27 protein-coding genes are annotated in these 24,851 nt (G+C 71.6%); 9 read left to right on the forward strand and 18 right to left on the reverse strand.

The features are described from left to right. Window positions 1–118 precede the first annotated feature (118 nt). A complete protein-coding gene (npdG, locus tag ACFVYI_RS40010; protein WP_387894705.1) occupies window positions 119–811 on the reverse strand; it encodes an NADPH-dependent F420 reductase in 693 nt (230 codons plus the stop codon). 47 nt (window positions 812–858) lie between these two features. Here npdG and ACFVYI_RS40015 point away from each other — a divergent pair, with 47 nt between their 5' ends. Then, entirely contained in the window at window positions 859–1,458 is a 600-nt protein-coding gene (locus ACFVYI_RS40015; protein WP_387894706.1) for a hypothetical protein, read from the forward strand. 135 nt (window positions 1,459–1,593) lie between these two features. Then, the gene (locus ACFVYI_RS40020; protein WP_387894708.1) at window positions 1,594–2,262 is read left to right on the forward strand and encodes a GNAT family N-acetyltransferase; all 669 of its coding nucleotides are present in this window, start codon (window positions 1,594–1,596) and stop codon (window positions 2,260–2,262) included. 56 nt (window positions 2,263–2,318) lie between these two features. Here ACFVYI_RS40020 and ACFVYI_RS40025 read toward each other — a convergent pair whose 3' ends face one another. Next, on the reverse strand, window positions 2,319–2,552 hold the full coding sequence (locus ACFVYI_RS40025; RefSeq protein WP_387894709.1) for a hypothetical protein: 234 nt from the start codon (window positions 2,550–2,552) through the stop codon (window positions 2,319–2,321). 104 nt (window positions 2,553–2,656) lie between these two features. Here ACFVYI_RS40025 and map point away from each other — a divergent pair, with 104 nt between their 5' ends. After that, window positions 2,657–3,502 (forward strand): type I methionyl aminopeptidase, encoded by an 846-nt coding sequence (map, locus tag ACFVYI_RS40030; protein WP_387894711.1) that lies wholly within the window; start codon window positions 2,657–2,659, stop codon window positions 3,500–3,502. 60 nt (window positions 3,503–3,562) lie between these two features. Here the strand turns inward: map and ACFVYI_RS40035 are convergent, their stop codons facing one another. Next, window positions 3,563–4,264, reverse strand: coding sequence for a bifunctional DNA primase/polymerase (locus ACFVYI_RS40035; protein WP_387894712.1), 702 nt, complete (start codon window positions 4,262–4,264; stop codon window positions 3,563–3,565). Window positions 4,265–4,744: 480 nt separating this feature from the next. Between ACFVYI_RS40035 and ACFVYI_RS40040 the strand changes: the two genes are divergently transcribed. Beyond that, entirely contained in the window at window positions 4,745–4,975 is a 231-nt protein-coding gene (locus ACFVYI_RS40040; RefSeq protein ID WP_360642180.1) for a hypothetical protein, read from the forward strand. A gap of 71 nt (window positions 4,976–5,046) precedes the next feature. After that, window positions 5,047–5,202, forward strand: a complete 156-nt coding sequence (locus tag ACFVYI_RS40045; RefSeq protein WP_387894713.1) for a hypothetical protein — start codon at window positions 5,047–5,049, stop codon at window positions 5,200–5,202. Between the two features lie 69 nt (window positions 5,203–5,271). Here ACFVYI_RS40045 and ACFVYI_RS40050 read toward each other — a convergent pair whose 3' ends face one another. After that, a complete protein-coding gene (locus ACFVYI_RS40050) occupies window positions 5,272–5,940 on the reverse strand; it encodes a PadR family transcriptional regulator (protein ID WP_387894715.1) in 669 nt (222 codons plus the stop codon). 374 nt (window positions 5,941–6,314) lie between these two features. Here ACFVYI_RS40050 and ACFVYI_RS40055 point away from each other — a divergent pair, with 374 nt between their 5' ends. Further along, complete coding sequence (locus tag ACFVYI_RS40055) at window positions 6,315–6,803, forward strand: DUF4265 domain-containing protein (protein ID WP_387894739.1); 489 nt, start codon at window positions 6,315–6,317, stop codon at window positions 6,801–6,803. 930 nt (window positions 6,804–7,733) lie between these two features. Here the strand turns inward: ACFVYI_RS40055 and ACFVYI_RS40060 are convergent. The 3 genes from ACFVYI_RS40060 to ACFVYI_RS40070 are packed head-to-tail and all read right to left on the reverse strand — an operon-like array spanning window position 7,734 to window position 11,595. After that, on the reverse strand, window positions 7,734–8,771 hold the full coding sequence (locus ACFVYI_RS40060; RefSeq protein ID WP_387894716.1) for a TniB family NTP-binding protein: 1,038 nt from the start codon (window positions 8,769–8,771) through the stop codon (window positions 7,734–7,736). After that, window positions 8,768–10,849, reverse strand: coding sequence for a Mu transposase C-terminal domain-containing protein (locus tag ACFVYI_RS40065; RefSeq protein ID WP_387894718.1), 2,082 nt, complete (start codon window positions 10,847–10,849; stop codon window positions 8,768–8,770). Before ACFVYI_RS40065 ends, ACFVYI_RS40060 begins: the two co-directional genes overlap by 4 nt. Then, window positions 10,846–11,595 carry a TnsA-like heteromeric transposase endonuclease subunit gene (locus ACFVYI_RS40070; protein WP_387894720.1) on the reverse strand — a complete coding sequence of 250 codons (750 nt, stop codon included), beginning with the start codon at window positions 11,593–11,595 and terminating at the stop codon, window positions 10,846–10,848. The genes ACFVYI_RS40065 and ACFVYI_RS40070 overlap by 4 nt, the downstream gene beginning before the upstream one ends. Window positions 11,596–11,936: 341 nt before the next feature. Between ACFVYI_RS40070 and ACFVYI_RS40075 the strand changes: the two genes are divergently transcribed. The 3 genes from ACFVYI_RS40075 (at window position 11,937) to ACFVYI_RS40085 (ending at window position 14,099) form a co-directional block, all read left to right on the forward strand. Continuing rightward, entirely contained in the window at window positions 11,937–13,232 is a 1,296-nt protein-coding gene (locus ACFVYI_RS40075; protein WP_387894721.1) for a hypothetical protein, read from the forward strand. 88 nt (window positions 13,233–13,320) lie between these two features. After that, entirely contained in the window at window positions 13,321–13,719 is a 399-nt protein-coding gene (locus ACFVYI_RS40080) for an ACT domain-containing protein (RefSeq protein WP_387894723.1), read from the forward strand. 122 nt (window positions 13,720–13,841) lie between these two features. Continuing rightward, window positions 13,842–14,099, forward strand: coding sequence for a Prokaryotic metallothionein (locus tag ACFVYI_RS40085; RefSeq protein WP_329487397.1), 258 nt, complete (start codon window positions 13,842–13,844; stop codon window positions 14,097–14,099). 17 nt (window positions 14,100–14,116) lie between these two features. Here the strand turns inward: ACFVYI_RS40085 and ACFVYI_RS40090 are convergent, their stop codons facing one another. The 11 genes from ACFVYI_RS40090 to ACFVYI_RS40140 all read right to left on the reverse strand — a co-directional run bounded on the left by ACFVYI_RS40090 (window position 14,117) and on the right by ACFVYI_RS40140 (window position 24,452). Next, complete coding sequence (locus ACFVYI_RS40090; protein WP_387894725.1) at window positions 14,117–15,283, reverse strand: IS701 family transposase; 1,167 nt, start codon at window positions 15,281–15,283, stop codon at window positions 14,117–14,119. Window positions 15,284–15,433: 150 nt separating this feature from the next. Beyond that, window positions 15,434–16,657 (reverse strand): MFS transporter, encoded by a 1,224-nt coding sequence (locus ACFVYI_RS40095; protein ID WP_387894727.1) that lies wholly within the window; start codon window positions 16,655–16,657, stop codon window positions 15,434–15,436. A 46-nt stretch (window positions 16,658–16,703) separates the two neighbouring features. Next, window positions 16,704–17,507 carry a class I SAM-dependent methyltransferase gene (locus tag ACFVYI_RS40100; RefSeq protein ID WP_387894728.1) on the reverse strand — a complete coding sequence of 268 codons (804 nt, stop codon included), beginning with the start codon at window positions 17,505–17,507 and terminating at the stop codon, window positions 16,704–16,706. A 43-nt stretch (window positions 17,508–17,550) separates the two neighbouring features. After that, the gene (locus tag ACFVYI_RS40105; protein ID WP_360642195.1) at window positions 17,551–17,916 is read right to left on the reverse strand and encodes an SgcJ/EcaC family oxidoreductase; all 366 of its coding nucleotides are present in this window, start codon (window positions 17,914–17,916) and stop codon (window positions 17,551–17,553) included. A gap of 91 nt (window positions 17,917–18,007) precedes the next feature. Beyond that, entirely contained in the window at window positions 18,008–18,355 is a 348-nt protein-coding gene (locus ACFVYI_RS40110) for a nuclear transport factor 2 family protein (RefSeq protein WP_387894730.1), read from the reverse strand. 159 nt (window positions 18,356–18,514) lie between these two features. Then, window positions 18,515–19,150 carry a phenazine biosynthesis FMN-dependent oxidase PhzG gene (gene phzG, locus ACFVYI_RS40115; protein WP_360642199.1) on the reverse strand — a complete coding sequence of 212 codons (636 nt, stop codon included), beginning with the start codon at window positions 19,148–19,150 and terminating at the stop codon, window positions 18,515–18,517. Between the two features lie 126 nt (window positions 19,151–19,276). Next, window positions 19,277–20,113 carry a PhzF family phenazine biosynthesis protein gene (locus tag ACFVYI_RS40120; protein WP_387894732.1) on the reverse strand — a complete coding sequence of 279 codons (837 nt, stop codon included), beginning with the start codon at window positions 20,111–20,113 and terminating at the stop codon, window positions 19,277–19,279. 69 nt (window positions 20,114–20,182) lie between these two features. Continuing rightward, window positions 20,183–22,090 (reverse strand): anthranilate synthase family protein, encoded by a 1,908-nt coding sequence (locus ACFVYI_RS40125; protein ID WP_387894734.1) that lies wholly within the window; start codon window positions 22,088–22,090, stop codon window positions 20,183–20,185. Further along, window positions 22,087–22,710, reverse strand: a complete 624-nt coding sequence (locus ACFVYI_RS40130; RefSeq protein ID WP_387894736.1) for an isochorismatase family protein — start codon at window positions 22,708–22,710, stop codon at window positions 22,087–22,089. Before ACFVYI_RS40130 ends, ACFVYI_RS40125 begins: the two co-directional genes overlap by 4 nt. Before the next feature lie 52 nt (window positions 22,711–22,762). After that, window positions 22,763–23,935: a 3-deoxy-7-phosphoheptulonate synthase gene (locus ACFVYI_RS40135; protein WP_387894738.1), complete on the reverse strand. Its 1,173-nt coding sequence runs from the start codon at window positions 23,933–23,935 to the stop codon at window positions 22,763–22,765. Window positions 23,936–23,963: 28 nt separating this feature from the next. Then, window positions 23,964–24,452: a phenazine biosynthesis protein gene (locus tag ACFVYI_RS40140; RefSeq protein ID WP_360642209.1), complete on the reverse strand. Its 489-nt coding sequence runs from the start codon at window positions 24,450–24,452 to the stop codon at window positions 23,964–23,966. Between the last annotated feature and the right edge of the window lie 399 nt (window positions 24,453–24,851).

Here is a 24,851-nt window from a genome sequence, read left to right on the forward strand (position 1 = left end):
ACCCCGCGGCCGGGGCGGGGGGTTGGGCGGGCGCGCCCGCCGCCGCCCGGTGGTCGGTTCCCCGGGCGGCGGCGGGCGGCGGTTCACCCGGCGGTGCGGGCGGCGGTGCGGCGTCGGTTCAGACGTCGGTGATCCGCAGGCCCGCGTGGGCCTTGTAGCGGCGGTTGACCGAGATCAGGTTGGCGACCAGCGACTCCACCTGGTGGGCGTTGCGCAGCCGGCCGGCGAAGATGCCGCGCATCCCCGGGATCCGGGCCGCCAGCGCCTGGACGAGGTCGGTGGCGGCCCGCTCGTCGCCGAGCACCATCACGTCGGTGTCGATCCGCTCGACCGACTCGTCCTGGAGCAGCACCGCCGAGAGGTGGTGGAAGGCGGCGGTGACCCGGGAGTCCGGCAGCAGCGCGGCGGCCTGCTGGGCGGCACTGCCCTCCTCCGGCACCAGCGCGTAGGCGCCCTGCTTGTCGAAGCCGAGCGGGTTGACGCAGTCCACCACGATCTTTCCGGCCAGCTCCTCGCGGAGGGCGGAGAGGGTGGCGGCGTGCCCGCCCCAGGGCACCGCGACGATCACGATGTCGCTCTCGCGCGCGGTGGTCGCGTTGTCGGCGCCGCGCACGCCGAGGCCGAGTTCGGCCGCCGAGGCCTCGGCGCGCGCCGCGTCGCGCGAGCCGATGATCACCTGCTGGCCGGCCTTGGCCAGCCGGTGGGCGAGCCCCCGCCCCTGGTCGCCGGTGCCGCCGAGGACACCGACCACCAGCTGCGAGACGTCCGGCAGCTCGTGGGCCGGGTTTGTCGCTGAATCGAGGGAAGTCATGGGCCGATCCTGCCAAACGCCCGGCCCCCCGCGACATTCTGTGCCGTATGGACGCGGTGAGAGTTTCGGCACTCCGGGCGCAGCTGACCGGCACGGACTGGCTGGAGGCGGTCGGCGGCTTCGCGGGCTCGCTGCGGCACGCGGTCTCCCGGCGCGGGGCCTGCGAGCTGCTGCTGGTCGGCACGGAGGAGTACGAGCCCTGGCACCTGGCCGCCCATCTGGACGACGAGGCGGCCTGGTCCGACGTCCCCAGGCTGGCGCCGACCCTGCTGCGGCACCGGGTGCCCGCGCGGGCGCCGGCCCATCTGGCGCACGACCTGCGGCGGCTGAGCGAGGCCGGGCGCAGGGCGACGGTGCTGGTGGTCGCCCCGACGGCGGCCGGGGCGCCGCTGCTCGAACGGGTCCACGACGCCCGGCGCGGCGGGGCGACGGTGCTCGCCGTCGACGGCCCCGCCGAGCAGGGCGAACTGGCGGGTCTCGCGCACGAGCGGCTGGCGGTCGGCACCGCCGAGGAGGAGCCGTTCGACCTCGCGCAGCACCTGGTCAGCGCCGCCGCCGGGCAGGCACCGGCCCGGCGGGGCCCGCTCGACCGGCTGGCGGCGCTCGCCGGGCGGCTCACCGCGGGGCCGGGGCTCAGCCGCTGGTAGGCGGGGACCGGCGGACCTGGCGGCGGACGGGGCGGCGGCCGGGTCCGGTGCCACCTTCGAAGAAAGTAAGTGACACAGTACGAGTTCACCTATTACCCTGGTCTCCGTTGACGTCCGGCGAACGGAGGGGTGGCCATGCTGGAGACCACGGCGGAGAACGTCGTACGGAGCTGGGTGGACGGGTGGGTCGTGTCGCGGTCGGCGGCGCCGCCGATCGTGGAGCCCTGGGGGTACACCGTCGACGTCGGCGTCACCGACCACGTGACCCGGCACGTCCTGGACGCCACGGGGGGCGCCGTACGGGAGGCCGACGTCCGCAAGGCCGTCGACGCGACGCGCGCCCCGGGGACGTGGCTCAAGATCTTCGCGGAGCCGGCGGTCATCACCCCCTGGCTCGGGCCCCACTGGTGGGTCGACGACGAGCCGGGCTATCTGATGACCGTCCCGCTCGCCCCCGCCCACGGACTCACCGCCCCCGAGGGCTACCGGCTGCGCACCTGGTCCCGCGGCGACCTCGTCCGCGCCCTGGTCACCGCCGAGGACGGCTCACTGGCGGCCCGCGGCCAGATCGCCACGACCGGCGCGACCGCCGTCGCCGACCAGATCGAGACCGCCGCCGAACACCGCCGCAGGGGCCTCGGCTCGCTGGTCATGCGGACGCTGACGGGCGCGGCGCACGACCGGGGGGCCCAGACCGGCGTACTGGCCGGGACGCCGGACGGCCACGCGCTGTACACCGCGCTGGGCTGGCGGGTGGTAGCGCCGCTGACCAGCGCCAAGTACCTCGGCCCGCAGGGCGGCTGACGCCGCACCACCCGCCCGTCCCGGCCCAGCCGCCACCGGCGGGGCCGGGAGCGGGGTCAGCTCCCGCCGCCCTCCGTCGGCCGGTCGTCCCAGCGCGCGTCGTCGCTCTTCCACTCCCGGTTGCGCTCCTCGGCGGTCTCCAGCGCGTGGGTGGCCTCCTCGCGGGTGGCGTAGGGGCCGAGGCGGTCCTTGGCGGGGCACTCCGGCCCCTCCTCCACCTTGGCGTGCTTGATGCAGTAGAACCACTCGCCCGGCAATCCGGTCGGCTTGCGGTGGAATCCCAGGGGCATGGCGGTCACTCCCGTTCGACGGACCTGTCGTACCGATCATGGCTCGCGGCCGCCCGTCCTGCACACCCCCGGGTGGCCGGGGACCGGCGGATAGACTCGCGACCATGGCTCTCGTACCCGGCATCCAGTCCCCCACCCGCAAGGTCCCGGCGCACATCGCACGCCCCGAGTACGTCGGACGGCCCGCGCCGACGCCGTACACCGGGCCCGAGGTGCAGACCGCCGAGACCATCGAGAAGATGCGGATCGCGAGCCGGATCGCCGCCCGGGCGATGGAGGAGGCCGCCAAGCTGATCGCGCCGGGCGTCACCACCGACGCGCTGGACGCCGTCGCCCACACCTACATGTGCGACCACGACGCCTACCCGTCCGACCTCGGCTACCGGGGCTTCCCCAAGTCGATCTGCACCTCGATCAACGAGGTGATCTGCCACGGCATCCCGGACTCGACCGTGTTGCAGGACGGCGACATCGTCAACATCGACGCCACCGCGTACATCCACGGGGTGCACGGCGACCTCAACGCCACCTACCTCTGCGGCGACGTGGACGAGGAGTCCCGACTGCTGGTCGAGCGCACCCGGGAGTCGCTCGCCCGGGCGATCAAGGCCGTCAAGCCGGGGCGGCAGATCAATGTGATCGGCCGGGTGATCGAGTCCTACGCGAAGCGCTTCGACTACGGCGTGGTGCGGGACTTCACCGGGCACGGCATCAACACGTCGTTCCACTCCGGGCTGATCATCCCGCACTACGACAGCGAGCGGGCCACCGAGGTGATCAAGCCGGGGATGACCTTCACCATCGAACCGATGCTGACCCTGGGCACCTACGACTACGAGATCTGGGCCGACGGCTGGACGGTCGTCACCAAGGACCGCAAGCGCACCGCCCAGTTCGAGCACACGCTGGTCGTCACCGCCGACGGCGCGGAGGTCCTGACCCTGCCGTAGCCCGCCGGTCCGGTGGGCGTGACGGAGGCTGTGCGGTCGGCGGGACCGGCCGGACAGGGCCTAACCGATCAGCCACTGCTCCTCGGCGACCGCGCCCACCTCGGTACAGGCGTCGGTGAGCACGTCCAGGACGCGCAGCGGATCCGGCAGGGGCTGCTCGGGCCCGCGCAGCCAGCTGACGTGCGAGCCGTCCGGCAGCGCGGCCGGGGGCAGCAGCGTGTACGAGCCTCGGCAGTGCCAACGCAGGCCGGGGTGCTCGGACATGGTGTCCGGCGTGGAGTCCAGCGCGCTCGGCCACCACTCGTCCTCGTCCACCGGGGTGCCCCTGGTGGCGGTGAAGAAGAGGTAGCGGTCCTCGCCGACGGCGGCCACCGGACCCTCGACGCCCAGCGCCGTGAGGCGGTCGAGCGCCAGCCGGCCGGCCTCGGCCGGTACGTCCAGGACGTCATGGGCGCGGCCGGTGGCGGTGATGAAGTTGGCCAGAGGGTCCCGCGAGAGCCAGCGGGCCACCTGCTCCGGCTCGGTGGTCGCCTGGGTCTGCCAGGCGAAGGAGACCGGGTGCTGCGCGGGGGCCGGACAGGCCACCCGGTCACAGGAACAGCGGTAGCCGGCCGGGTGGGCGGCGGGTGCCAGCGGGAAACCGGCGCGCACGGCGCCGAGCAGCTGATCCAGTCTGGCGGCGGGGCTGTCCGCCTCGGCCGACCGGGCCCGCTGACGATCACGCTTCTGCCACCAGGTCGTCCACCTGCTGCCGGCTTCCATCGGGCCCCTTCCGCGCATTGCCGTGCCTGGTGTGACACAGCATTCGACGTACCACTCCGACGCAACGCACAGCGCCCCCCGCTGCTTCCCGGGACGGTGCTCGGCCCTGCTGTCCTCGCCCTGCCGGCCGGAGCCGGGGTTGCCGGACGACCGACGCCCGGGTCACGGCACGGAGTCGCGGCAGTACAGAGACTGCGGCTCGGCGGCCCGGCGGACACACCGCTGTGCGCCTCACCCGGCCCGTACGGGGCCCGCTGACCCGGGTGAACCCCGAGGGCGTAACAGGAAGGATAAGGGTGCGCCGGGCCTCCGGATGACCGGGGGCGGTGCCTCTCCGGTCACACTCCCGGCACCCGACCCTCACAGCCCCTCCCCCACGCCGCCTCCGTACGCGCCCTCACCTGCACCGCGCGCGCCCCGGAGCGGCCACCGGCCACGGGCGGCCGCCGGCCGTTCCCGGCGAAGTGAGACCCTGGTGGGGTGAAGAGCGCGGACACCGAATTCGTCGGCGGCCCCCTGGACGGCCGGATCCTCCCGATCCCGTTGGGGCCGATGTACGGCGTGCCCAAGACCTACAAGGTGCCGGTCCCCGCGCACGGGGAGACTCCCGCGCGCACACTGGTGTACGTCCGGGCCAAGCAGCAGCGGGGCGCCCGCTGGTTCTGGCGCTACGAGTACGACGAGACGGCCACCGCCCGCGCCTCCGGGTGACGGCCGCTCCCCTCGGGAGGACGGCGATGGCGAAGACCGTGCGACACCGCTCCAGGAGCCGGCCGCAGGCCGTGACCCAGCACAACCGGCAGGTCGCGGCGGTCACCGCCGCGCTGCTGGTGGTCGTCAGCCTCTACAGCGCGGTGCTCGGCCCGAACGGCTGGCTCTGGCTCGGCTGGACGGTGCTGCTGCTCGCCTGCGTGGCGCTGTTCGCCGTCCGCGGCTGAGCGGCGGCACCGTCCGCCGCGCCCCCGGCCTCTCGGGCCGGCCCCCTCGGGCGGTCAGGCGTCGGGCGGTCAGGCATCCTCGGCGAGGATCAGGTAGAGCTTCTTGCGGGCCTCGTTGAGCACCGCCAGGCCCTTGGCGCGCTGCGCCTCCGTCCCCGTCGCCATCACCTGCCGGATCGCCTGGTCGACCGCGCCGAGCGCCTGGCCGACCTCCTGGACGGCCTCCCAGTCGACCTCCCGGCCGGCCTCCGCCCACGGCTCCGCGGGCCCGGCCTCGGCCTCGACCCGGCCCGCCTCGGTGAGCGAGACCAGCCGCTTGCCGCCCACCTCCTCGGCGGTGATCAGGCCCTCCTCCTCCAGCAGCTGGAGGTTGGGGTAGATCGAGCCCGGGCTCGGCCGCCAGGCCCCGCCCGTCCGCTCGGTGATCTCCGCGATCATCTCGTAGCCGTGCATCGGCCGTTCCTTCAGCAGGGCGAGCAGCGAGGCCCGCACGTCGCCGCGCCGGGCCCGCCCGCCGCGCCGGCCGCGCGGGCCGTGCCCGCGACCGCCGTGCCCGCCGAACCCGTGGCCGAACGGCCCGCCGGGCGGGCGCCCGGGGCCGCCGAACGGCGGTCCGAAGGCGCCGAACGCCCCACGGCCCTCGAACCCCTCCCCGGGGAACTCCCCGGACTCCGGGCCCCGTCCGCGACGCCGACCGCCGCGCGGGCCCCCTTCACCGAATCGCGTTCCGGAGCGCATCGCGCTCACCTCCTGGTGGGACGGACAGTGCTTACGTCACTGTCTCAATAGCTCGACGATATATCGGTGACTGTCGCTCGTCAATCGTTTCCGACTGCTCCGCACTGTCCTGTGACACCGAACCCTGGCCGATTGCCACTGAAGGTTGACCAACACGGTTTCGTGCCAGTGAAGGTTGACCGCTCCGTGGTTGTGTCAGCGATGGTTGACCAGCCGAGGGGCCTCGGTCCCAGGGGCGCAGAGTTCTATGTGCCAGCGGCCCCTGTGGCCGCAGGCTCGGAGACCCGTCTCGGCGAAGGTCGGTGCTGGTCCGGTCCCTAGGAGCCCGATCACTCAGCTCGGACCCGATGCAACGTGCCACCGCCGGTCAGCCCATGATTGGCGCCATGGAGAACGCCGTCGAAAAGATCAAGGTCTGGTTCCGGTTCGTCCCCCGCGAGGGCTGGTTCCCTCAGGACATCGAGGGCCTGTGGGCGACAAGACTCAGTGCTGACACGGCCGCGATTGAGAACGTCCCATTCCTCCAGGACGGTGTGGCCGAGGGGGACGTTGTTCAGTTCCAGACCGACTCAGACGGGCTGCACTGGGCTGTCGGGCGGGTCAGTTCAGCCGGCAACTGCACGGTTCGCGTCGTTCCCGTCCCCTCTGGGCCGCTGGGACGCAGCCCTCAGGCGGTGCATCAACGCCTGGCTGTCTTCCACCTCGGCGGTGAAGTCATGAGCAAGGACTTCCCTATGGTCGCCTTCAACGTGCCGGCCGGCGCGGACTTCGCCGGGATCAAGGCACTGCTGAATCAAGGACAAGACGAGGGCTGGTGGCACTACGAGGTTGGCTGCGGGACCGACGAGTGGCGGAGCGCCTGACTCCAAGTCGTCGCGTTCGTCCTCACTGTCACGGGACAACTACCCTGACAGCGCCTTCAGTCGTGACCTGTTGTTGGCACTGCAGTGAACACCAGCGGCGAACTCGTCCAGAGGGACCGCGGTCAAATAGCCTCTGGCAGTGCTCACACGTCAGCGGGCCGTAATCGGCGGGGTCAAGCCCGCGCTGGGCCCGCTTGCTGCAGCGGCCGGAGCACCATTTGCGGACGGATCCTCTGGGGTGCGTAGATGACGGAATCGGCCTTCCGCAGAAGCCGCAGGCGGTCATGGGCAGGGGAGGCTGCTCGCGTTGGGCGAGCTGGTGCCAACGTCGGGCTTCATTGCTGCATGATGCCGAGCAAGTCTCCCATGTTGTATTCGAGAACTCCGCGATCGGGTTCTCGCAGACGATGCAGGCACGCGATCGTTCGCCGGGCTGTGGCCCGACGTGGCCGGCTTGCGTGTTGTCGGTTTGGCCATACCAGCGTGCGAGGTAGGCAGCACGGCGGCAGGCCGATGAACAGAACCGCTGCCTCTGTCCGAGGCGAAGGACCATGGGCTGCTGGCAGACCCGGCAAGCAACCGTCGTGAGGGTGCGGCGATGGGACCAACTCCGGCATCGGCTTGAGCAGAGAAAGGGAGGTCTGCCGAAGGGGGCCTTTGGCGGGATGCTCGTGCCGCACTCCTTGCATTTCGCGGTGTCCAGGATCTTTCGCAACAGCTGCGGGTCGCGGCCGGAAACTGCGGCTAGTCGGTTCCAGGACAGTGGGCCGGGGCCCCACGGTGGCTCGACGAGGAATTTCCGCAGATAGGAGGGTGGGAGATGGTTGGCTTGGGCGAGTCGGGCGATGAACGACCGCCCGCCCTCACCCGCGATTGGGCGGATTTGGAAGGGGAGCTTCGCGATCCCTTCCCCTTCCCAGGCGGGGCGAGTCATCCTGCTCCATCCTGTGCCTGAGTGCTCTTGGGGCGCTTTCGGCGGGAGGCTATATCCAGGTCGACGGCCAGCAGACCCTGCTTCGTGATCTTCTCAGTCCCGCTGAGGATGGCGTCAACGGCGGCTCCTCGGACCTGGTGGGAGAGGGTGCCGATCATGCCTCCAGTTCGGGTGTGGAGAAAGCGGTTCAGCCGGCTGAGTGTGCCGGGCTTGTGCTGATGCAGCAGCAGGTTGGCTTCCATCTGGGCCACGAGGGCCTTCCATTCCGCGTTGTAGGGGAACGGGTGGGTGGCGACCGAGGTGAAGCGGGCGGCGATCTGGTCGCCTCGGGTCCCGGTCAGGAGGCTGCTGTCCTCAATGTCGATACCCGCGTAAGCGAAGGTCGCCGGGATTCGCTCGGAGAAGTACTTGAGCGTGTCTGAGGCTTCGGCCCCAGTTCGGGTATGAAGGGAGATGTTGTGGATCTCATCCACCAGAACCAGCCCCGTGCGGGCTTTGGTGCAGACGCCGACCACTGCCTCGGTGAGGTCGGTGATGTTCGAGCTTCTCCGGACCGGCAGCCCGAGAAAGCGGGCGAACTCGGCTGCGATCATTCGGGGTGTCGCGGCTGGTGGGACGGTGATGTAGAGGACCGGTATGCGTTCGTCCTGCCCGGGGTGCCGACGGCGATCCTGAAGTTCGTGGGCCAGGCCGAGCTGGGCCAGCGCGATGGTCTTGCCAGTGTTGGCCCGTCCCGTGACGATCAATCCGCGACGGGCGCTGATCGCCCCTCGGTTGAGGATGATCAGGCGGCGTCCGCATGTGACGGTGTGCCGGACGGTGGAGGTGGCGACCACTTGCAGGCGGGCGTGGTGGTCGAGGCGGTCATCGTCGTAGGTGTACTTGTCTTCTTTGTTCAGGGCGTCGTACTCGTCCTGTGGCAGCGTGACCATCGGCTCGGCGACCGCCGAGGAGACAAACTCGCGCCAGCCAGGCAGGGTGGTCAGTTGCCGCCCGAAGCCGTCGTCCGGACTGTCGGCAGGACTCGTGATCACGGGCGCTTCCAGGGGTCCTCGAGCGGGTCGAAGAGTCCCAGCGGGATCACTTCGGCCAGCGTCTCCTCATCCTCTTCCGGCTCTTCCGGAGAGGGTTCGTGCTGTGACGTCGGCAAGGGCGGTGCCACGGAAGCCGCTGGGGCGGTGGCCTTGGTCCGGGCCGCGACGCGGTGGTCACCCTTGGCGGGCTTGGTCCTCCTGCTCTTCTTGGCGGCCGGCTGGTCGGGGCCAGCGTGGGCGCGGGTCAGCAGGGCCGCGACGGCATCGGCGAGTTCTTCCTCGGTGGCCTTGGGCAACTGGTGGCTGACGTGGTCCCAGGCCAGGTCACCGAACGGGACCGGGGCCCGGTTCAAGTACTTCCAGGTCGCCTGAACCCAGCCGCCGCCTGCGCGGTGGTCGCGGACCCAGACCTGGGAGACGTCGTAGGGGTCGCGGTGGACCTCCCAGAGCCCGCGTTTGGCGGTGACGCCGGAGTCGTATCGGCGCATCGGGCCGAGCTCGGGGCTGTCGTAGGTGCGGTTGTTGATCCGGATGCCGTAAGTGTTGACGGCTCGCCAGGCCGCCGGCAGCAGCTCGATGTAGTCCTGGCCACTGAGGGCGACCGGGACGTAGCCGCAGGCCTCGACCAGGGCGGCGTACTTCTGGTTCGGGGTGAACAGCCGACCTGGGTGGTCGGGGTCTCGAAGTCCTTCGTGGGGGCGGTTCTGCCACTGGGCGATGATCCACTCGTCGAGCAGGTCCTGGAGCTCCGGCAGCGACCACAGGTTCTCCTGCTCGGGGTGCCGTCCGCGGCGGTCGGTGTTGCGGCCGGTGTGGCCCGGCAAGAACTGGGCGAACATCGTGGCGACCGAGCCCAGCATCTTCTCAATGTGGCCCTTCTCGAAGGGCGAGCCCTTGTGGGTGGGCTGGAAGTCGATCTCAAGAAAGCGGCAGGAGGCTCGGAAGTTGCGGGAGATGAACACCTTGCCGTGGTCGCAGACGATCATCTCCGGGACGATGACCGGCTTGGCAGCGGCGTACTCAAGGCGCTCGTCCAACGTCAGCAGACGGCGGTGCGGCAGCACGGACCGGGACATCTTGAGCACGTCGACCCAGCCCGGCCGCATCAGCTCCGGGGTGACCGTGCGCGCCAGCAGCACACTCGCGTCGACCGACTTCGTCGAGGGCCGCAGCACCGCCGCCGACAGCGTCCGGGACGCGACGTCGATCATGCCGGTCAGCTCGACCTTGCCGACAATCCCATTGTCGAGGCGGACCATGACGTCCAGCGGCGTCGAGTCGATCTGCATCACCTCGCCTGGCGCGGACACCGTCAGCTCACCAAACGGAGCCGCCGCCCCGTGAGCCCGGGACCGGCGCGTGACCGCCGAGCCGGTCGCATGGGTTCCCGCGGTCAGCTTCGCGACCAGCCGGTAGAGCGTTCGCCGCGACGGCAGTTCGACCGGTTCCCCGCCGCGTTCCCGCAGGATCTCACCGGTCCGCCAGATCAGGTAGGCCCCGTTGCGGGTAGAGGTGTCAACCCCCTCCTTGATCGCCTGCCGCATCGCGTCGACGACCGGCTCGGGCACCGAGCCGAACTCCCTGCGCTTGCGGACCGGGCGGTGATCGGCCAGTCCGATCAGACCGTCCTCCTGGTAGCGGCGTCGCCGCAGCCCGACCGTACTTGGCTTGACCTCGTGGCCCAGGGCCGTGAGCTCGGCCGCCTTGACCCGCTGGCGCGAGGTCACGGAGGAACCCAAGCCGTAGCCGGGCCGCGGAGCCGTGCCCGGCTCGGCGTCCGGCGGCAGCCCGTGCAGGACCTCGAGGATGTGCTTCTCCCACCAAAGCGCCTGCTTGACCGCGTCAGGCGGGAACGTCTCCAGCAGCCCGGTCGGGGGCATCGGCATGCGTTCGGGCTGGAACAGGACCTCGAAGTCCGCCGCCTCGAACAAGTCGATCAGTGCGACCACCCGGTGCGGCGCCCTGTCGTCTTCCAGCACCGCCGCCTGGGCGGTGACCTCGAGGACCCCCCTTACCTGGCCGTCGAACCGGACCCTCTGGCCAACGGCCAGGGCCGGTGGCCGCTTCAACCTGCTCATCGACTTTCCTCCGTCCAGACGAGACTGTCGGCCTCCATCAGGCCGCCCATCAGGTCCGTTTTCAGAGCACCGGACCAGAGCAGGTGGAACAGCACCGGCAGAACCTGCAGCCGGTCCCCGACCAGTTCGGCCCCTTCCCAGAGCGCCATCGGCTCACGGAAGACCTCCAGAAGCCGGGCGGCCACCGTGGCCGGCCGGCCGCAGCGAGCCCGCCGGTAGCGGGCCAGCCAGCGGATGTTCGCCATGAACACCGGCGTAGGTCGCCCAGCCCACTCGAATTCCCAGCCCACCGATCGGCAGGCTTGCTTGGCCGCAGCGAACGCCTCCTGCGTCTCCTCGTCCAGATCGTCCTCAGCGCGGACGTCAACGACGCGGGCTCGCCCGTCAGCCAGCCGAACGAAGTAATCCGGAGCGTGACGACGTCGCCGGGTTCCGTCGTGCCAGTGCAGCCAGAACGGCTGCGAGGCTATGGCTGTGACCTGCGGATCTCGGTCGAGCAGGACCAGCCGATCCCGCTCCAGCCACGATTCGTAGCCCACGTGATCCCGCTCGGTGACCGAGTAGTACCAGCCCGCGAAGCCCTGGCCGCCCTTGCGCCAGCTGAAATCGCGAACGGGCTCCGCCATCTCGAACCGTACGTCCCAACTCGCACCCAACGGCTTGCGTCGGCGGACTCCACCAACGGAAAAGGCCAGTTCAAAGGCTGTGAGCGCATCATCGACGAGCGCACGTACCGGTTCCCCCACCGCATCCTCACTTGACGGCGTAGCTACAAGTCAAGGTTCGGTGGCACAAACTAGCGTTGATCAACCTTCGCTGACAACACATCAGGGTTCGTTGTCACAGGACACGCACGTCGGCCGGCCGGCGCCGACCGGGCGGGTGCCCGGCCCGGCACACCGGCCGACGGGCGAGCCCGGCACCGGTCGCGGACGGCCCGCCGGCGGTGAACCCGGGCCGCCACGAGGGCCGTCAACCCTGGTGTCGGCCCTCCGGGCCGGCCGGTTCGGCCAGCCGCGCCCACGGCACGCCCGAACAACGGCTCACCACGGTCAGACGGCCTGACCGACGCCCAGGAGGTCCGCACATGACCCCGAGAAAACCCCTGAAGCTCCTGTTCGGAAGCACGAGGCTGATCAGTCTCGGCGTCGGCGTGATCGTGATCGCCGGCGTGGCGTCCGGGCAGGAGGGGACGGGGGCGACGGCGCCCGTGGCGGCGGCCCGCAGCTCGCGCCCGGCCCTGACGTTCAGCAACCTGGACGGCCCCGTCACCCCGGACGAGATCAAGTCCTTCACGTCCTACATCCGCACGCTCACCCCGGCCGCGGACAACATCGGCAACCAGTGGGCCCAGGGGCACAGCGGCGAGGACACCAAGGCGATGGGCCTGGTGTACGAGGTCTCGGCCGACCGCGCGGTCCTCGACCGGATGATCGGCTTCTGCGACGCCGTCCTCTCCGAGCGCAACGACCTGGCCAAGCGCCCGGTCGGGCAGCACGTGCTCTGGACCGGCAAGGTCGACCCCGCCTGGCCCAACGACGTCACCACCAAGCCCATCGGCACCGGCGGCGAACAGGGCGACCCGGTGGGGCACCTCGCCAACTGCGCCCGGCTGATCCTGCGCACCCCGGCCATCTGGCAGACGCCCGTGGCGACCGGTGACCCGCACGGGTACGGCGCCACCTACCTCGACCGGGCCAAGAAGTTCGTCGCCGAGGCCGACACCGCCGTCGACCGGCACATCCTGGCCCGGCTGCTGGACGTCTCCAAGGGCAACCGCCAGTACTTCGCGGCGGACTCGCCCTACAAGGGCGGCCAGCCGGTGCCGTGGAACCAGCAGATGATGTTCAACTACGCCTTCCAGAACCTGGCGATCGCGCACCAGCTCCTCGCTGACGACCCGCAGCGGGTCAAGCGGTACGACGCCCTGGTGCAGACCAGCGTCGACTGGTTCTTCTCCTCGGTGCGCACCTACACCGACCACTCCGGCAAGCCCGCCTACGACTGGGGGTACGCCCCGGCGACCAACGGCAAGGAGGACAACAACCACGGCAGCCTGGACTGCGCGGGCCTGTACCGGGCGTACCTGTCCGGCCGGTACAAGATCACCCCGGCCATGCTGGCCCCGCTCGCGAACACCTTCGTGGACGTGATGAGCAAGGCTCCGCGCCACTACGCGGGCAAGATCGACGGGACCGACGGCGCCGGGAACAGCGCGCCCACCGAGTACGTCCGCAGCGGCTGGCTCCTGATGGCCGAGTTCCGGCCCGACGCCTACCAGAAGCTGATGAACGCCAACTTCCCCAAGAAGACGACGACCGCCGACGACCAGTTCTCGCGCGTCCTGATGCTGAAGAGCCGGCGCCACAAGACGCAGGCCTGACCGGCGCCGGCCCGCCCGCCGGCGACACGCCGCCACGGCACGGCCGGGGGCGGGCCACCGCCAGCCCCCAGCCGTTACGGTGGCGGGCATGGCCGGTGAACGAGATCTTGCGACCCTACTGCGCGGAATGCGCCCGCGGCTCAACCCGGGGCGCTACGTGTACTGCACGCTGCCCGCGAAGGTGCCCGCCGGGATGCGGCCGGTGGTGACGGTCGCCGAACCCGAGGGGGTCACGGTGGTGGTCGCGCAGGAGGAGGCCGACGCGCTCGGCCTGCGCTACGAGTACGTGGCGGCCTGGATCACCCTGCACATCCACTCGGCGCTGGAGGCCGTCGGCCTGACCGCCGCCGTGGCGGGCCGGCTGGCCGAGGAGGGGATCAGCTGCAACGTGGTGGCGGGCTTCCACCACGACCACCTGTTCGTCGGCGCCGACGACGCCGACCGGGCGGTGCGCGCCCTGGAGGAGCTGTCGGCCCGGTCCGCCTAGGGCGACGGGCCCTCGGGCCTGTCCGGGTGCACCGAGTGGCCGCTCCCCCGGAGGACTCCGAGACTGGGAGGGCTGAGCGCCCGCCAGGTCGGTCAGCCCCCGACAGGAAGGGAGACGGCCCCATGGCGGTCTGCGACGTCTGCTCCAACGACTACTGGCTGTCCTTCGAGATCAAGACGATCACCGGCGACGTGTACACCTTCGACAGCTTCGAGTGCGCGATGGAGAAGCTCGCGCCGCGCTGCGAGCACTGCCAGGTCCGGATCGTCGGCCACGGCGTCGAGGTCGCCGGCCGGTTCTTCTGCTGCGCCCACTGCGCCCGCGTCAACGGCGGCCTCGGCGAGCAGATCCGCGACGCCGTCGGGGCGCACCCGGCCTAGGGTCCGTGGCCGGCCGGCTACTCCCCCGCGAGCAGGGCGACGCAGTGCGCGGCCGAGGCCAGCGTCACATGACGGTTCCACCCGGGGAAGGTCCGCCCGGTGAAGTCCCGGATGCCGACCCGGTCGGTGGTCCGGGCGAAGGAGTCGTCGACGGCGCCGAGCAGCGAGATGAGGCCGGTGAGCTCGGTGGCGGGCGCGTCGAGCAGGTTGGTGAGCCAGACCTCCTCGGGCCGCCGGTGGGGGTCCGCCCCCGTGCCGAGCAGCAGCAGGTCGTGGGCGCCGGGCACGTGGTCCGCCCCGACGTGCGCGAACGGCGAGCGGACCCGGACGGCCGCCAGCGGGCCCAGCCGCCCGGTGCGGTGCTCCGCGGCCTGCGGGTCGGCACTGCGGCGCAGGCTCTCCGCGGCGGTCAGGACCTGCCGGCCGGCGCCGTCGCCCGTCTCCTCCGCCTCGACCACGGTCAGCGGCAGCGCCGGGTCGGCCCGGACGGCGAACGGCACCCGGGCGGCCCGGAGCCGGTGGACGGCCCTGACCACATCGGCGTCCCCCGCCATCACCAGCGGGCGGACCCCGGGCCGCCCGGCCGGGTCGGTGGCCGCCCCGCCGGTGCCGGGGCCGGCCATGGCGAGGTAGGCCTCGACCGCGCAGTCCACCGGTGACTCCGGCAGCAGCCCGTCCGGGATGGCGGTCCGGGCCCGGCCGGCCTCGTCGTCGAGCCAGTCCCGGGTCAGCAGCAGGCGCCAGCCGACCGGGTGGGCCCGCTGCGGCTGCGCCGGGGAGGCGCCCCAGAGGCCGACGGCGAACTGCGCGTTCAGGAACTGGCCGAGGGCGGGGACGTAACGCCGGTGCACGCCGACGGTGCTGTCCCCCTCCTTCGGGACGACCATCGGGCGCAGCACCCAGGCCGCCGGCGGCGCGGCGACGGCCATGTACTCGGCCAGCGCCCGGCGCATCGGCATCCACTCCCAGGTGGAGCAGCTGACGAAGTGGTGGAGGCGCTGCTCCAGGGTGGCGTCGCCGCCCAGACACACCGCCATGTTGCGGAAGGACTTGCGCCCCTTCGTGGTCAGCAGGCCGCGGAGGTAGTCCCGGCCGGTCCTTCGCTGGTCGCTCCGGGGCAGTGACGCGAAGAGGTGGTCGCACAGGTCCGCGAGGACCTCGTGCCGGGCGGCGGTACCAGTCATGACTCCCCCTGGTCGTGGGCGGTGGGGCGCCCCGGCGACAGCCCGGACGTGGGGTCCGGGCGGGTGGTGCGAACGCGTGCGAGCGGTGTGCTCCACCGCCGGGGGATGACGGAGCACACCGCTCGGATCAGGAGACCCTGGACAGCCGGGTCATGACGCGGGCTCGGCCTCGCGGACCCGGAAGGCGCCCGCCGCGGCGAAGATCGCGAAGGCGACCAGCAGGGCCACCACCGTGAAGCCGGCGACACCGTGGAAGCCGTCGAAGTTCGTCAGCAGGACACCGCCGACCACACCGCCGATGGTCGTACCGGCGTACAGCGCCGTGGTGGCCAGCGAGGACACCGTGCCGCGGGCGGCGGTGGTCTGGGACAGCAGCATGGCCATGAAGATCGGGTAGTTGATGCCCAGTACGGCGGAGCCCAGGGCCAGCAGGACGATCGCCACGGCCAGGTTGGGGGCGAAGGGCACCGCGCCGTAGATCACGATCAGCGCGCCGATCGCCAGGGCCAGCGTGCGCTCCTGGCCGAGGCGCTTGATGATGTGGCTGCCGAACAGCGAGGTGATCGCCATGCCGGTGCCCAGCGCCATCATCGAGGCACCGATCGCCGACACCCCCAGGTCGAAGTCCTTCCCCAGCCAGGAGCCGATGAACGAGAAGGTCTCGAACACCCCGGTCTGGTAGGCGAGATAGGCGATCAGGTACCAGGTGAAGGTCCGCGAGCGGAACAGCCCGGCGTAGATGCCGAAGAAGCTCGACCCCGCCGAGGCCGGGGCGGGCACGGACGGGAAGACCCGCCAGAGGACCAGCCAGGCCACCGCGGCCAGACCGGCCACCGCCACGAACGGCACGTGCCAGGACGACGCGGCCAGCCAACCGCCGATCGGGACGCCGACGACCTGGGAGATGGACATGCCGGCGCCGGCGAAGCCCATCGTGCGCACCACCGCGCCGCCCGGCACGAGGACGGGGATCGAGGCCCAGATCTGCGGGGTCACGAGTGCGGCGGACATCCCGGCCAGCAGCCGGAAGAGGATCATCGTCCAGAAGCCCTGCGCGACGGCGCACAGCCCGGTGGACACCGTGAAGCCGGCGAAGCCGAGCAGGAGCACACCACGCCGGTCCCGGCCGTCCGAGAGCGGGCCGGCCACCAGGGCGAAGAGCGCGAAACCGAGGGCGTAGGCGCTGACCATCCAGCCCGAGACACCGGTGGAGACGTCGAAGTTCTCGGCGAGCGTGGGGAGCATCGGGGCGACCAGGAACGTGTCCGTCCCGATCACGAACATGGTCGCGAACGACAACCACGCGATGACGCTGCTCGACCCCGGTGGCGCGGGGGACTTGGTGGCACTGCTCAGGGGCTCGGTCGTGGTCATGGTCTACACCGCCGGGGAGATCAGGGGGTTTCGGGTGGGAACTCGACTACCGGGTGGGCTTCTGGCCCCAGCCCGAGTAGACGAGGGTCGAGACGTCCGGCGCGGGGTGGCTCTCCACCAGCAGCCGGGCCTGGTCGATCTGTTCGGCCGTCGCCAGACCGGCGGCGACGAGCCGGTCGCCGCTCTGCAGCAGCCGGATGCGCAGCAGCTCGTCCTGGTCCTCGTCCACGCCCAGGCCGCCGGGGGTCACCGAGACGCCCACCGAGGTGCAGCCGGCGTCGGTGAGCGCGGCCGGGATCCGGCGGGCCCAGGCCAGGTCGATGCCCTGCGCCGCCAGGGCCGTCGTCCACGCCCCGTTGGCCCGCTGCCACTGCGGGTACGGCGAGTCCTCCGCGGGCAGGAAGTAGACGTCCTCCACCACCAGCCAGCCCCCGGGGGCGAGCCAGCGCACCGCGCGCCGGAGGATCTCCTCGCGCTGCGGCAGGTGCATGAACACCGCCCGGGCGTGCACCAGGTCGAACGAGCCCTCCGGGAAGTCCTCGGTGGTGATGTCCGCGCACCGGACGGTCAGGTTGGCCGCCCGGCCCGCGTCGATGAACCGCGGGTCGATGTCGGCGGCGACCACGCCGCCGTCGGGCACCCGGTCGGCCAGCCAGTACGCGATGGAGCCGGCGCCGGCGCCCAGCTCCAGGCAGCGCCAGGACGGCGCCGGCCGGAGCTGCTCCAGGACCTTCACCGTGCCCGGGTCGTAGGTCTTCTCCAGCAGCTGGAGCCGGGTCAGCTCGGTCGGGAGGTCCTTGCTCAGGAGCCCGGTGGTGTAAGCGTCGGCGTGTACGAGGTTTCCGCTCATCGCGTGGTGCCTTTCCTGGTGGTGGCCGGCCGGGTGGGGTGGGTCAGGACTCGACGACGTAGCCGGACGAGTGGAGGACCCGCAGCCAGGAACCGTCCGGCTGGCGCCGCGCGACCTGGTAGCGGCCCTTGCTGTCGTCGGCCGGAACGGTCGACGTGAGGGCGAGGTCGCCGGTGCGCAGCGTGGGCACCGTCTCCTCCAGGGCGAACGTGGAGAACCGCGTCAGCATCTCCTCGAAGGCGGCCCGGATGGCGTCCCGGCCGACGTGCAGGCGGCCGATCGGGAAGGCCATCACGGCGTCCGGCTCGTAGAGCTCCGCGAGCCCCTCGGCGTCGCCTGCGTTGGCCAGCTCGACCCAGAGTCGCGCCAGGTCCTCGGGCTCGGCGGCCTTCTCGCGTACAGGGGTCATGGGGTCCGCCCTCTCCTCGGTCGTCGAAGACCGGTCGTCGGTGACCGGCCTTCGGCGGCCAGCCATCAGGGAATTGAGCCCTCGGGGGAGCTCACGCGCTCGTCAACCCGCGAGGGTCGTAGATCGCGCGCAGTCTGGTGATCTTTCCGTTCTCGACCCGCATCAGATTCGCGACCGGGGTCGGTTCCGCGATCGTGGTGTGCAGGACGAACCAGGTCAGGACGTCGCCGTCGTCGACGAAGGTCCGCTCGACGACCAGGTCGACGGTGATGCCCGCCATGCCCTCCAGCGCCCCGGCGACCGCGTCGCCGCTGCCGTGCCGCGCCAGCGGGCCCTCGTACTCGACGTCGTCGGCGAGGAGCCGGCGCAGTGTCGTGAATTCCTTGCTCCGCCAGCTACCGAAGTACGCGGCGGCCACCTTCTCGGCGTCATCAGCCATGGGATCTCCCAGCGTTGTGCGCGAGGCCGGCTGCCCCGGGGGCCGCCCGGCGGCCCCGCACGGAGAGTCTGCTCGCGCCGCCGCCGACCGGGCGACGCCTGGCGGAGGACTATGTCAGGTCGACCGGCCCACGGCTTCGCGCCGCAGGCCGGAGGGGGTTCAGGGCTGCAGCCGCCGGGTCGTCCAGCCGGTGTCGGTCCGGTCGAAGCGCAGGCGCTCGTGGACCCGGTCGGCGCCGTTGGCCCAGAACTCGACGCTGTCGAAACGCAGCAGGTAGGCCACGTAGCTCGCCGGGCGCGGCTGGGGCCCGAACTCGGCGACCCGGTCGACCTCGGCGCGGAACGCCGCCATGTCGCGCATCTCCTCGCTCTGCCGGGAGGTCACCGAGGCGGCGTGGGTGAACAGCGGGCGCTCCAGCCACTTGGCGTCGGCCACGTCGGAGCCGAGCAGCTCCACCGCGCCGCTGACCGAGATCTGCTGGCTGGTCTCGCGCCAGTACAGGACGCCCGAGGCGAAGGGGTTCTCGGTGATCTCACGGCCCTTCTGGCTGCCCAGGTGGGTCGCGAAGACGAAGCCCTCGTCCGTGATCTCGTTCACCGCGACGATCCGGGTCGAGGGGCGGCCCTGCTTGTCGGCGGTGGCCAGGGCCAGCGCCCGCGGCTCGCGCACGCCCAGCTGCTGGGCCCGCTCGTACCAGCTCCGGACCAGGCCGGCCGGTGCGGGCGGCGGGTTGTCGTACTCGGGGAAGTCGGTGTCGACCGTCCCGGTCATGGTCTCGGACCTGCCTGCGCTCATCTGCTCCTCCGTCGATGTGTATTCGCGTGGTGGTTCGGGCGCGGGCGCCGGGGTGTGCTCGTGCGTCGGGCCTGCCCGGGCGACGGGCCGGCCCGGACGGTGGCCCGGCCCGGACGCCGGCCGGGCTCAGACGGTGGCCGTGCCGTGCGCGAAGACCGCGCCGCTGCCGCCGACCTCGACGAAGTCGATCTCCCCGTCGGTGGCCTCGGCCCGGGCCAGCATCAGCGAGGGGCGGCCGATCTCCACACCCTGGAGGATCTCGATCGGCTTCCCGTGCTCGATCAGTCCGTGCCGGGCGAGGTGGATCGCCAGCGGCCCCGCCGCCGAGCCCGTGGCCGCGTCCTCGACCACGCCGTAGGCCGGGGAGAACATCCGGCTGCGCCAGTGGCTGCCGGAGCCGGCGAAGCAGTTGGTCGCCATGTCCTGGAACCGGGCCAGCGCCCGGTGGTCGGGGTTGACGGCCGACAGCGCCTCGATGCTCTCGAAGCCGACGAAGACGTGCCGGGGCCCGTTGCGGTAGATCTCCACCGGCAGGGTCGAGCTCTCCACGCCCAGGGCGGCCAGCAGTTCGTCCGCCTCCGCGAACGGCTCCCAGGTGGGCACCGGTTGCCGCATCCGGGTGCCGACCACCTTGCCGTCGACCCGGTCCAGCTCGAAGGGGATCGCCCCCATCCAGGTCTCCAGGCGCAGCGCGTCGTACTCCGTCTCGTGCCCGAGGGCGATCGCCGTACCGAGCAACGGGTGCCCGGCGAAGGGGAGTTCGTTGACCGGGGTGAAGATCCGGATGCGCGCGTGACCGCCGTTCTCCGGCGAGAGCACGAACGTGGTCTCGGAGAGGTTCATCTCCCTCGCGATGCACTGCATGCGCTCGGCCGACAGGTCGTCGGCCTCGAAGAACACGGCCACGGGATTGCCCCGCAGCGGCTCCTCGGCAAAGGCGTCCACCACCGCGTATCTGTGCATTCTCGTCTCCAACTGATCTGTGGGGCCAACTGGTCCGTGGGGCCCGTCCGGCCCGTGGGCGCCTGGTTCTCAGGCGCGGCTGACGACGTCCGACCGCAGGACGTCGCGGACCGCGGCGGCGACGATGCGCGGCCCGTCCTGGGTGAGCACCGACTCGGCGTGGAACTGCATGGAGGCGAAGTGCGGGCCGCGCAGCGCGTGCACCTCACCGGTCTCGGTGTCCCGGCTCACCTCCACCGGGCCGACGCCCTCGACCTCCACCTCGTCCTCCTGGCTGCGGGCGGCGAACGAGTTGTAGAAGCCGACGCGTTCGCGGGCCCCGAAGAGGTCGATCTCCTTCTGGACGCCCTGGTTGGGCACCTCGCGGCGCTCCAGCCGGAAGCCGAGCCGCAGGCTGAGCACCTGGTGGCTGAGGCAGACGGCGAGGAACGGCCGCCGCTCCCCGAGCAGGGTGCCCACCGCCGTGTGCAGGTGCTCCATCTTCGGGTTGCCGGCCTCGCTCGGGTCCCCGGGGCCCGGCCCCATCACCACCAGGTCGTACCCGTCGAAGGAGTACGCCTCGTCGAAGCGCCGCACGGTGACCGACAGCCCGATGGACCGGAGCTGGTGGGCGATCATCGAGGTGAAGGTGTCCTCGGCGTCCACCACCAGGGCCTCGCGGCCCAGCAGTTCGGGCAGCGGACGGTCGCGCTCGTCCCGCTCGCTGAGCCAGAAGTCCGCGATGGTGTCGTTGCGGCTCGCCAGGGCGGCCCGCACCCTCGGGTGGGTGCCGAAGCGGGCGCCCGTGCCGTCCTCCAGCGCCGCGATCAGGCCGGCCGCCTTCGCCCTGGTCTCGGCGGCCTCGGCCGCCGGGTCGGAGTGGCGGACCAAGGTGGCGCCCACACCGATCCGCACCCGGCCCGCGCTGTCGATGTCGGCGGTCCGGATCAGGATCGCGGAGTCCAGCCGGCGCCCGCCCCGCTCGTCGCGGCTGATCAGGGCGGCGACACCGCTGTAGTAGCCACGGCCCTGCGGCTCGAAGCGGTCGATGACCCGGCAGGCGCTCTCCAGCGGGCTGCCGGTGACGGTCGGGGCGAACAGCGTCTCGCGCAGGATCTCGCGCGGGTCGCGGTCGGTGCGCCCCTCGATGAAGTACTCGGTGTGGGCGAGCCGGGCCATCTCCTTGAGGTAGGGGCCGGTGACCCGGCCGCCCTCCTCGCAGATCCGGGCCATCATCTTCAGTTCCTCGTCCACCACCATGTACAGCTCGTCGGCCTCCTTGCGGTCGGCGAGGAAGTCCATGACCTCGGGGAGGGTCGGGCCCGACGGCGGATACCGGTAGGTGCCGCTGATCGGGTTCATCACGGCGAAGCCGTCGCTGACGCTGATGTGCCGCTCGGGTGAGGCCCCGACCAGGGTCCGGGTGCCGGTGTGGATGACGAACGTCCAGTACGCGCCGCTCTCCCGGCGCAGCAGGCGCCCGAAGAACGCCAGTGCGCTGTGCAGTCCGTAGTCGGTGATGTCGGCGACGAAGGAGCGCTTCAGGACGAAGTTGGCGCCCTCCCCCTCGCCGATGACCTCCGTGACGATCCGGCGCACGGTGTCGGCGTAGGCCTCGTCGTCCAGGTCGAAGTGCCCGCCGGTCAGGTCGGTCGCCACGTCCGGGAGGCGGTCGAGCGCCTCGGTGACCCGCACGGTCCGCTGCTCCGTCACCGTCATCGCGATCAGCGGCGCGCCGTCGTCCGGGGCGGCGAAGCCCCGCTCGGTGATCTGGCGGTACGGGATGACCGTGAGCACCTCGTGCCGGGCCGGGGCCCCGACGTCCACCGGATCGCCGGACAGCGGGAGGTCCGCCAGGGCGGCCGGCTCGGACACCTCGCCGACGAGCACGTCCAGGAAGTCCGGCCCGGTGGTCTCGGGCCGGTGCAGCAGGGCGAAGGGCCCCGGGTCGTCGCCCAGGACCCGCCCCAGCAGGTCGTCCGCGGGGCCGCCGCTCATCCGACGACCTCCTTCGTGGTGACGACCATCGCGCAGCGGTCGGCGGCGTAGCGCAGCGCGAGGTCGTGGAACTCCCGGGAGAAGTCCGCGGTCGCGTCGGCGACCAGGAACGGCTGGATGTCGTTGGTGAACGCCTCGACCGCGGACATCAGCACGCCGACGTGCGCGTAGACGCCGCAGATGACCAGCTGGTCCCGCCCGGCGGCACGGATCCGCGCCAGCAGGTCGGAGCGGAAGAAGGCGCTGTAGCGCCACTTGGTGAACACCCAGTCGTCCGGCCCAGGCGCCAGTTCGTCGACGACCGCGCGGTCCACCGGGTCGGTCCGCATGCCGGGCCCCCAGAAGTCCTTGAGCAGACCGCGCTCCTGCTCGGTCATGCCGCCGGGCTGGGCGGTGTAGGCCACCGGGACCCCGCGCGCGACGCACCAGGCGCGCAGCGACGCCGCGTTGCGCACGAGCTCGGCGCGCACGGTGTCCGGGAAGGGCTTCAGGAAGTACCGCTGCATGTCGTGGACGAGCAGGACCGCGCGGTCCGGATCGACGTCCCACTGCGCGGTGTTGACCGGCAACTCGCCTGCCGAGGGCAGCGGATACGGGGTGATGGGCGCAATGCCGGCCATGCCAATGGCCTCCAGTTCGCGGATGCTCCGGGTGGACGGGGGGAGGGCCGGCTCAGCCGTTCCAGGCCGAGACGACGGTGAGGGCCTGCTGCGGGTTCAGCCGCGGGTCGCACAGGCTCGTGTACGTGTCGCCGACGTGGTCGAGGGCGGCGTGGTCGGACGCGCACTCGGTGACGTCGTCGGGGGTGGTCTCCAGGTGCAGCCCGCCGGCCACCCCGCCGGCGGCGGTGACGGCCTGCACGAAGCCGCGGACCTCGCGGGCCACCGTCTCCACCATCCGGGTCTTGTGCCCGTCGGGTGCCGAGACGGTGTTGCCGTGCATCGGGTCGCCCAGCCAGATGACCGGGTGGCCCGCGGCCTTCACGGCCTCGACGAGCGGGGGCAGCCGGTCGGCCACGGCGTCGGCGCCCATCCGGGCGACCAGGGTGAGCCGGCCCGGCTCGCGGTTCGGGTCCAGCCGCGCGCACAGGGCCAGCAGGTCGGCCGGGCTCATGCTCGGACCGACCTTGCAGGAGACCGGGTTGAACACCTCGGCCAGCAGGGCGACATGGGCGCCCTCGACCTGCCGGGTGCGCTCGCCGATCCACGGCCAGTGGGCGGAGCCGAGGAAGAGCCGGCCCAGGTCGTCCTGGCGGAGCATGGGGATCTCGTAGTCCAGCAGCAGCGCCTCGTGACTGGTCCAGACCGGGAGTTCGATGCCGGCGCCCTGGCCCCGGCCCTTCCACCCCAGGTGCTCCATGATCTCGTTCGCGGCCATGTAGCCCGCCAGGATGCGCAGCGGGTCGGGCCGCCGGCTCTCGGCGTCCGGCTCCGGGCCGTTGACCATGTCACCGCGGTACGACGGGATCTCGACGCCCTGGTGCTGCTCCGTCCCGCTGGAGCGCGGCTTGGCGAACTGCCCGGCGATCCGGCCGACCCGCACCACCGGCTGATGGGTCGCCAGCCGGAGCGCGCCGGCCAGCAGGTCGAGCACCGCCGTCTTGCGGGCCACGTAGCCCGGAGTGTGCTCGTTCACGTCCTCGGCGCAGTCACCGGCCTGCACGATCTTGGCCTCGCCGGCGGCGACGCGGGCCAGGATGGCCCGCAGGGAGCGGATGTCCTCGGCCCGGGCGAGCGGCGGACGGGCCGCCAGGGTCTCGTGGACGCGTCGGACCTGCGAAGCGTCGCTCCAGGTCGGCTGTTGCAGGGCCTCACGGAAGCGGATGTCACGCAGAACGTCTTCCATGCTGAGCCTCCAATCCGGGAGAACCCGGTCAGGTGGGTATTCCCTCGCGCTTGATCTCCGGCACCGGAATGCTCAGTGCGCGCAGCTGCTCGAAGGGGTTCATGAACTCGCGGTTCTGCTTGATCTTTCCGTCGGCGAGCGTGAAGGAGTGCAGGAAGTGGTTTTCGTAGTAACCCTCCGGGTAACCGGGGAAGAGGATCTTCCCGTGCCCGTCGCACTCGACCCAGAAATGGTTCGGGTCGTCCGTGCCGAAGATCTGGATGTTGTACCACTCCCAGTCCGGGAAGCACTTCAGCGACCAGACGGCGTGCTCCGCCAGCCGGTCCCGGCCGTTGATGGCGATCGGGGAGCCGGTGTCGGTGGTCCACAGGCCGCCGCTGCCGTCCTCGGTGAAGAGCTCGTGCCGCTTCAGCCGGTCCTGGCCCCGGGTGTTCATGTACCGCTCCACGGTGGCGCGGTTCTTGGCGCGCAGCTCCGCCGCGTCGGCGAACCCCTGGGGGCTGGTGAAATCGGACATGGGTATCCCCTCGAAGTGAATGGCGGACGTCTTCCGAATCGGACTTCGTGCAGCCTAGGCCGCCGACCGGTGTGCAGGGAATGTCCTGCCGCGCTTTCCCGCGGCCGTGACGCTTTCCGAATTCGGGCATGCCGAAGGCCCGCACTCGCCGTTTCTGCGGTGCGGGGATGCGGGTGGGGCGAAGGGGTGCGCCTATCGGTGGGCGAGGGGTGGGGGGAAGAATTCCGGCGGGCGTCCGGTGCCCGGGCGCTCCGGTGCTGCGGTGCTCTCCTGCGCTCTCCGGCCGGGGCTGTCGGGTGCCTAGCGGACGATCAGGTTGTCCAGGTACCCCTGGACGTTGCGCCGGGTCTCGGACACGTGGTCGCCACCGAACTTCTCGCTCACCGCGTCCGCCAGCAC

It is taken from the genome of Kitasatospora sp. NPDC058218, assembly GCF_042882445.1.
Classification (GTDB): domain Bacteria; phylum Actinomycetota; class Actinomycetes; order Streptomycetales; family Streptomycetaceae; genus Kitasatospora.

What these genes read in the sequence shown, in the direction of transcription:
- ACFVYI_RS40090 (WP_387894725.1), bottom strand. Translation starts at nt 15,283, where the DNA reads ATGACTGGTACCGCCGCCCGGCACGAGGTCCTCGCGGACCTGTGCGAC.
- ACFVYI_RS40110 (WP_387894730.1), bottom strand. Translation starts at nt 18,355, where the DNA reads ATGGCTGATGACGCCGAGAAGGTGGCCGCCGCGTACTTCGGTAGCTGG.
- ACFVYI_RS40105 (WP_360642195.1), bottom strand. Translation starts at nt 17,916, where the DNA reads ATGACCCCTGTACGCGAGAAGGCCGCCGAGCCCGAGGACCTGGCGCGA.
- ACFVYI_RS40130 (WP_387894736.1), bottom strand. Translation starts at nt 22,710, where the DNA reads ATGGCCGGCATTGCGCCCATCACCCCGTATCCGCTGCCCTCGGCAGGC.
- ACFVYI_RS40075 (WP_387894721.1), top strand. Translation starts at nt 11,937, where the DNA reads ATGACCCCGAGAAAACCCCTGAAGCTCCTGTTCGGAAGCACGAGGCTG.
- ACFVYI_RS40095 (WP_387894727.1), bottom strand. Translation starts at nt 16,657, where the DNA reads ATGACCACGACCGAGCCCCTGAGCAGTGCCACCAAGTCCCCCGCGCCA.
- ACFVYI_RS40140 (WP_360642209.1), bottom strand. Translation starts at nt 24,452, where the DNA reads ATGTCCGATTTCACCAGCCCCCAGGGGTTCGCCGACGCGGCGGAGCTG.
- ACFVYI_RS40055 (WP_387894739.1), top strand. Translation starts at nt 6,315, where the DNA reads ATGATTGGCGCCATGGAGAACGCCGTCGAAAAGATCAAGGTCTGGTTC.
- ACFVYI_RS40100 (WP_387894728.1), bottom strand. Translation starts at nt 17,507, where the DNA reads ATGAGCGGAAACCTCGTACACGCCGACGCTTACACCACCGGGCTCCTG.
- map (WP_387894711.1), top strand. Translation starts at nt 2,657, where the DNA reads ATGGCTCTCGTACCCGGCATCCAGTCCCCCACCCGCAAGGTCCCGGCG.
- ACFVYI_RS40120 (WP_387894732.1), bottom strand. Translation starts at nt 20,113, where the DNA reads ATGCACAGATACGCGGTGGTGGACGCCTTTGCCGAGGAGCCGCTGCGG.
- ACFVYI_RS40085 (WP_329487397.1), top strand. Translation starts at nt 13,842, where the DNA reads ATGGCGGTCTGCGACGTCTGCTCCAACGACTACTGGCTGTCCTTCGAG.
- ACFVYI_RS40135 (WP_387894738.1), bottom strand. Translation starts at nt 23,935, where the DNA reads ATGGAAGACGTTCTGCGTGACATCCGCTTCCGTGAGGCCCTGCAACAG.
- ACFVYI_RS40080 (WP_387894723.1), top strand. Translation starts at nt 13,321, where the DNA reads ATGGCCGGTGAACGAGATCTTGCGACCCTACTGCGCGGAATGCGCCCG.
- ACFVYI_RS40025 (WP_387894709.1), bottom strand. Translation starts at nt 2,552, where the DNA reads ATGCCCCTGGGATTCCACCGCAAGCCGACCGGATTGCCGGGCGAGTGG.
- ACFVYI_RS40050 (WP_387894715.1), bottom strand. Translation starts at nt 5,940, where the DNA reads ATGCGCTCCGGAACGCGATTCGGTGAAGGGGGCCCGCGCGGCGGTCGG.
- ACFVYI_RS40065 (WP_387894718.1), bottom strand. Translation starts at nt 10,849, where the DNA reads ATGAGCAGGTTGAAGCGGCCACCGGCCCTGGCCGTTGGCCAGAGGGTC.
- ACFVYI_RS40015 (WP_387894706.1), top strand. Translation starts at nt 859, where the DNA reads ATGGACGCGGTGAGAGTTTCGGCACTCCGGGCGCAGCTGACCGGCACG.
- ACFVYI_RS40035 (WP_387894712.1), bottom strand. Translation starts at nt 4,264, where the DNA reads ATGGAAGCCGGCAGCAGGTGGACGACCTGGTGGCAGAAGCGTGATCGT.
- ACFVYI_RS40125 (WP_387894734.1), bottom strand. Translation starts at nt 22,090, where the DNA reads ATGAGCGGCGGCCCCGCGGACGACCTGCTGGGGCGGGTCCTGGGCGAC.
- npdG (WP_387894705.1), bottom strand. Translation starts at nt 811, where the DNA reads ATGACTTCCCTCGATTCAGCGACAAACCCGGCCCACGAGCTGCCGGAC.
- ACFVYI_RS40020 (WP_387894708.1), top strand. Translation starts at nt 1,594, where the DNA reads ATGCTGGAGACCACGGCGGAGAACGTCGTACGGAGCTGGGTGGACGGG.
- phzG (WP_360642199.1), bottom strand. Translation starts at nt 19,150, where the DNA reads ATGAGCGCAGGCAGGTCCGAGACCATGACCGGGACGGTCGACACCGAC.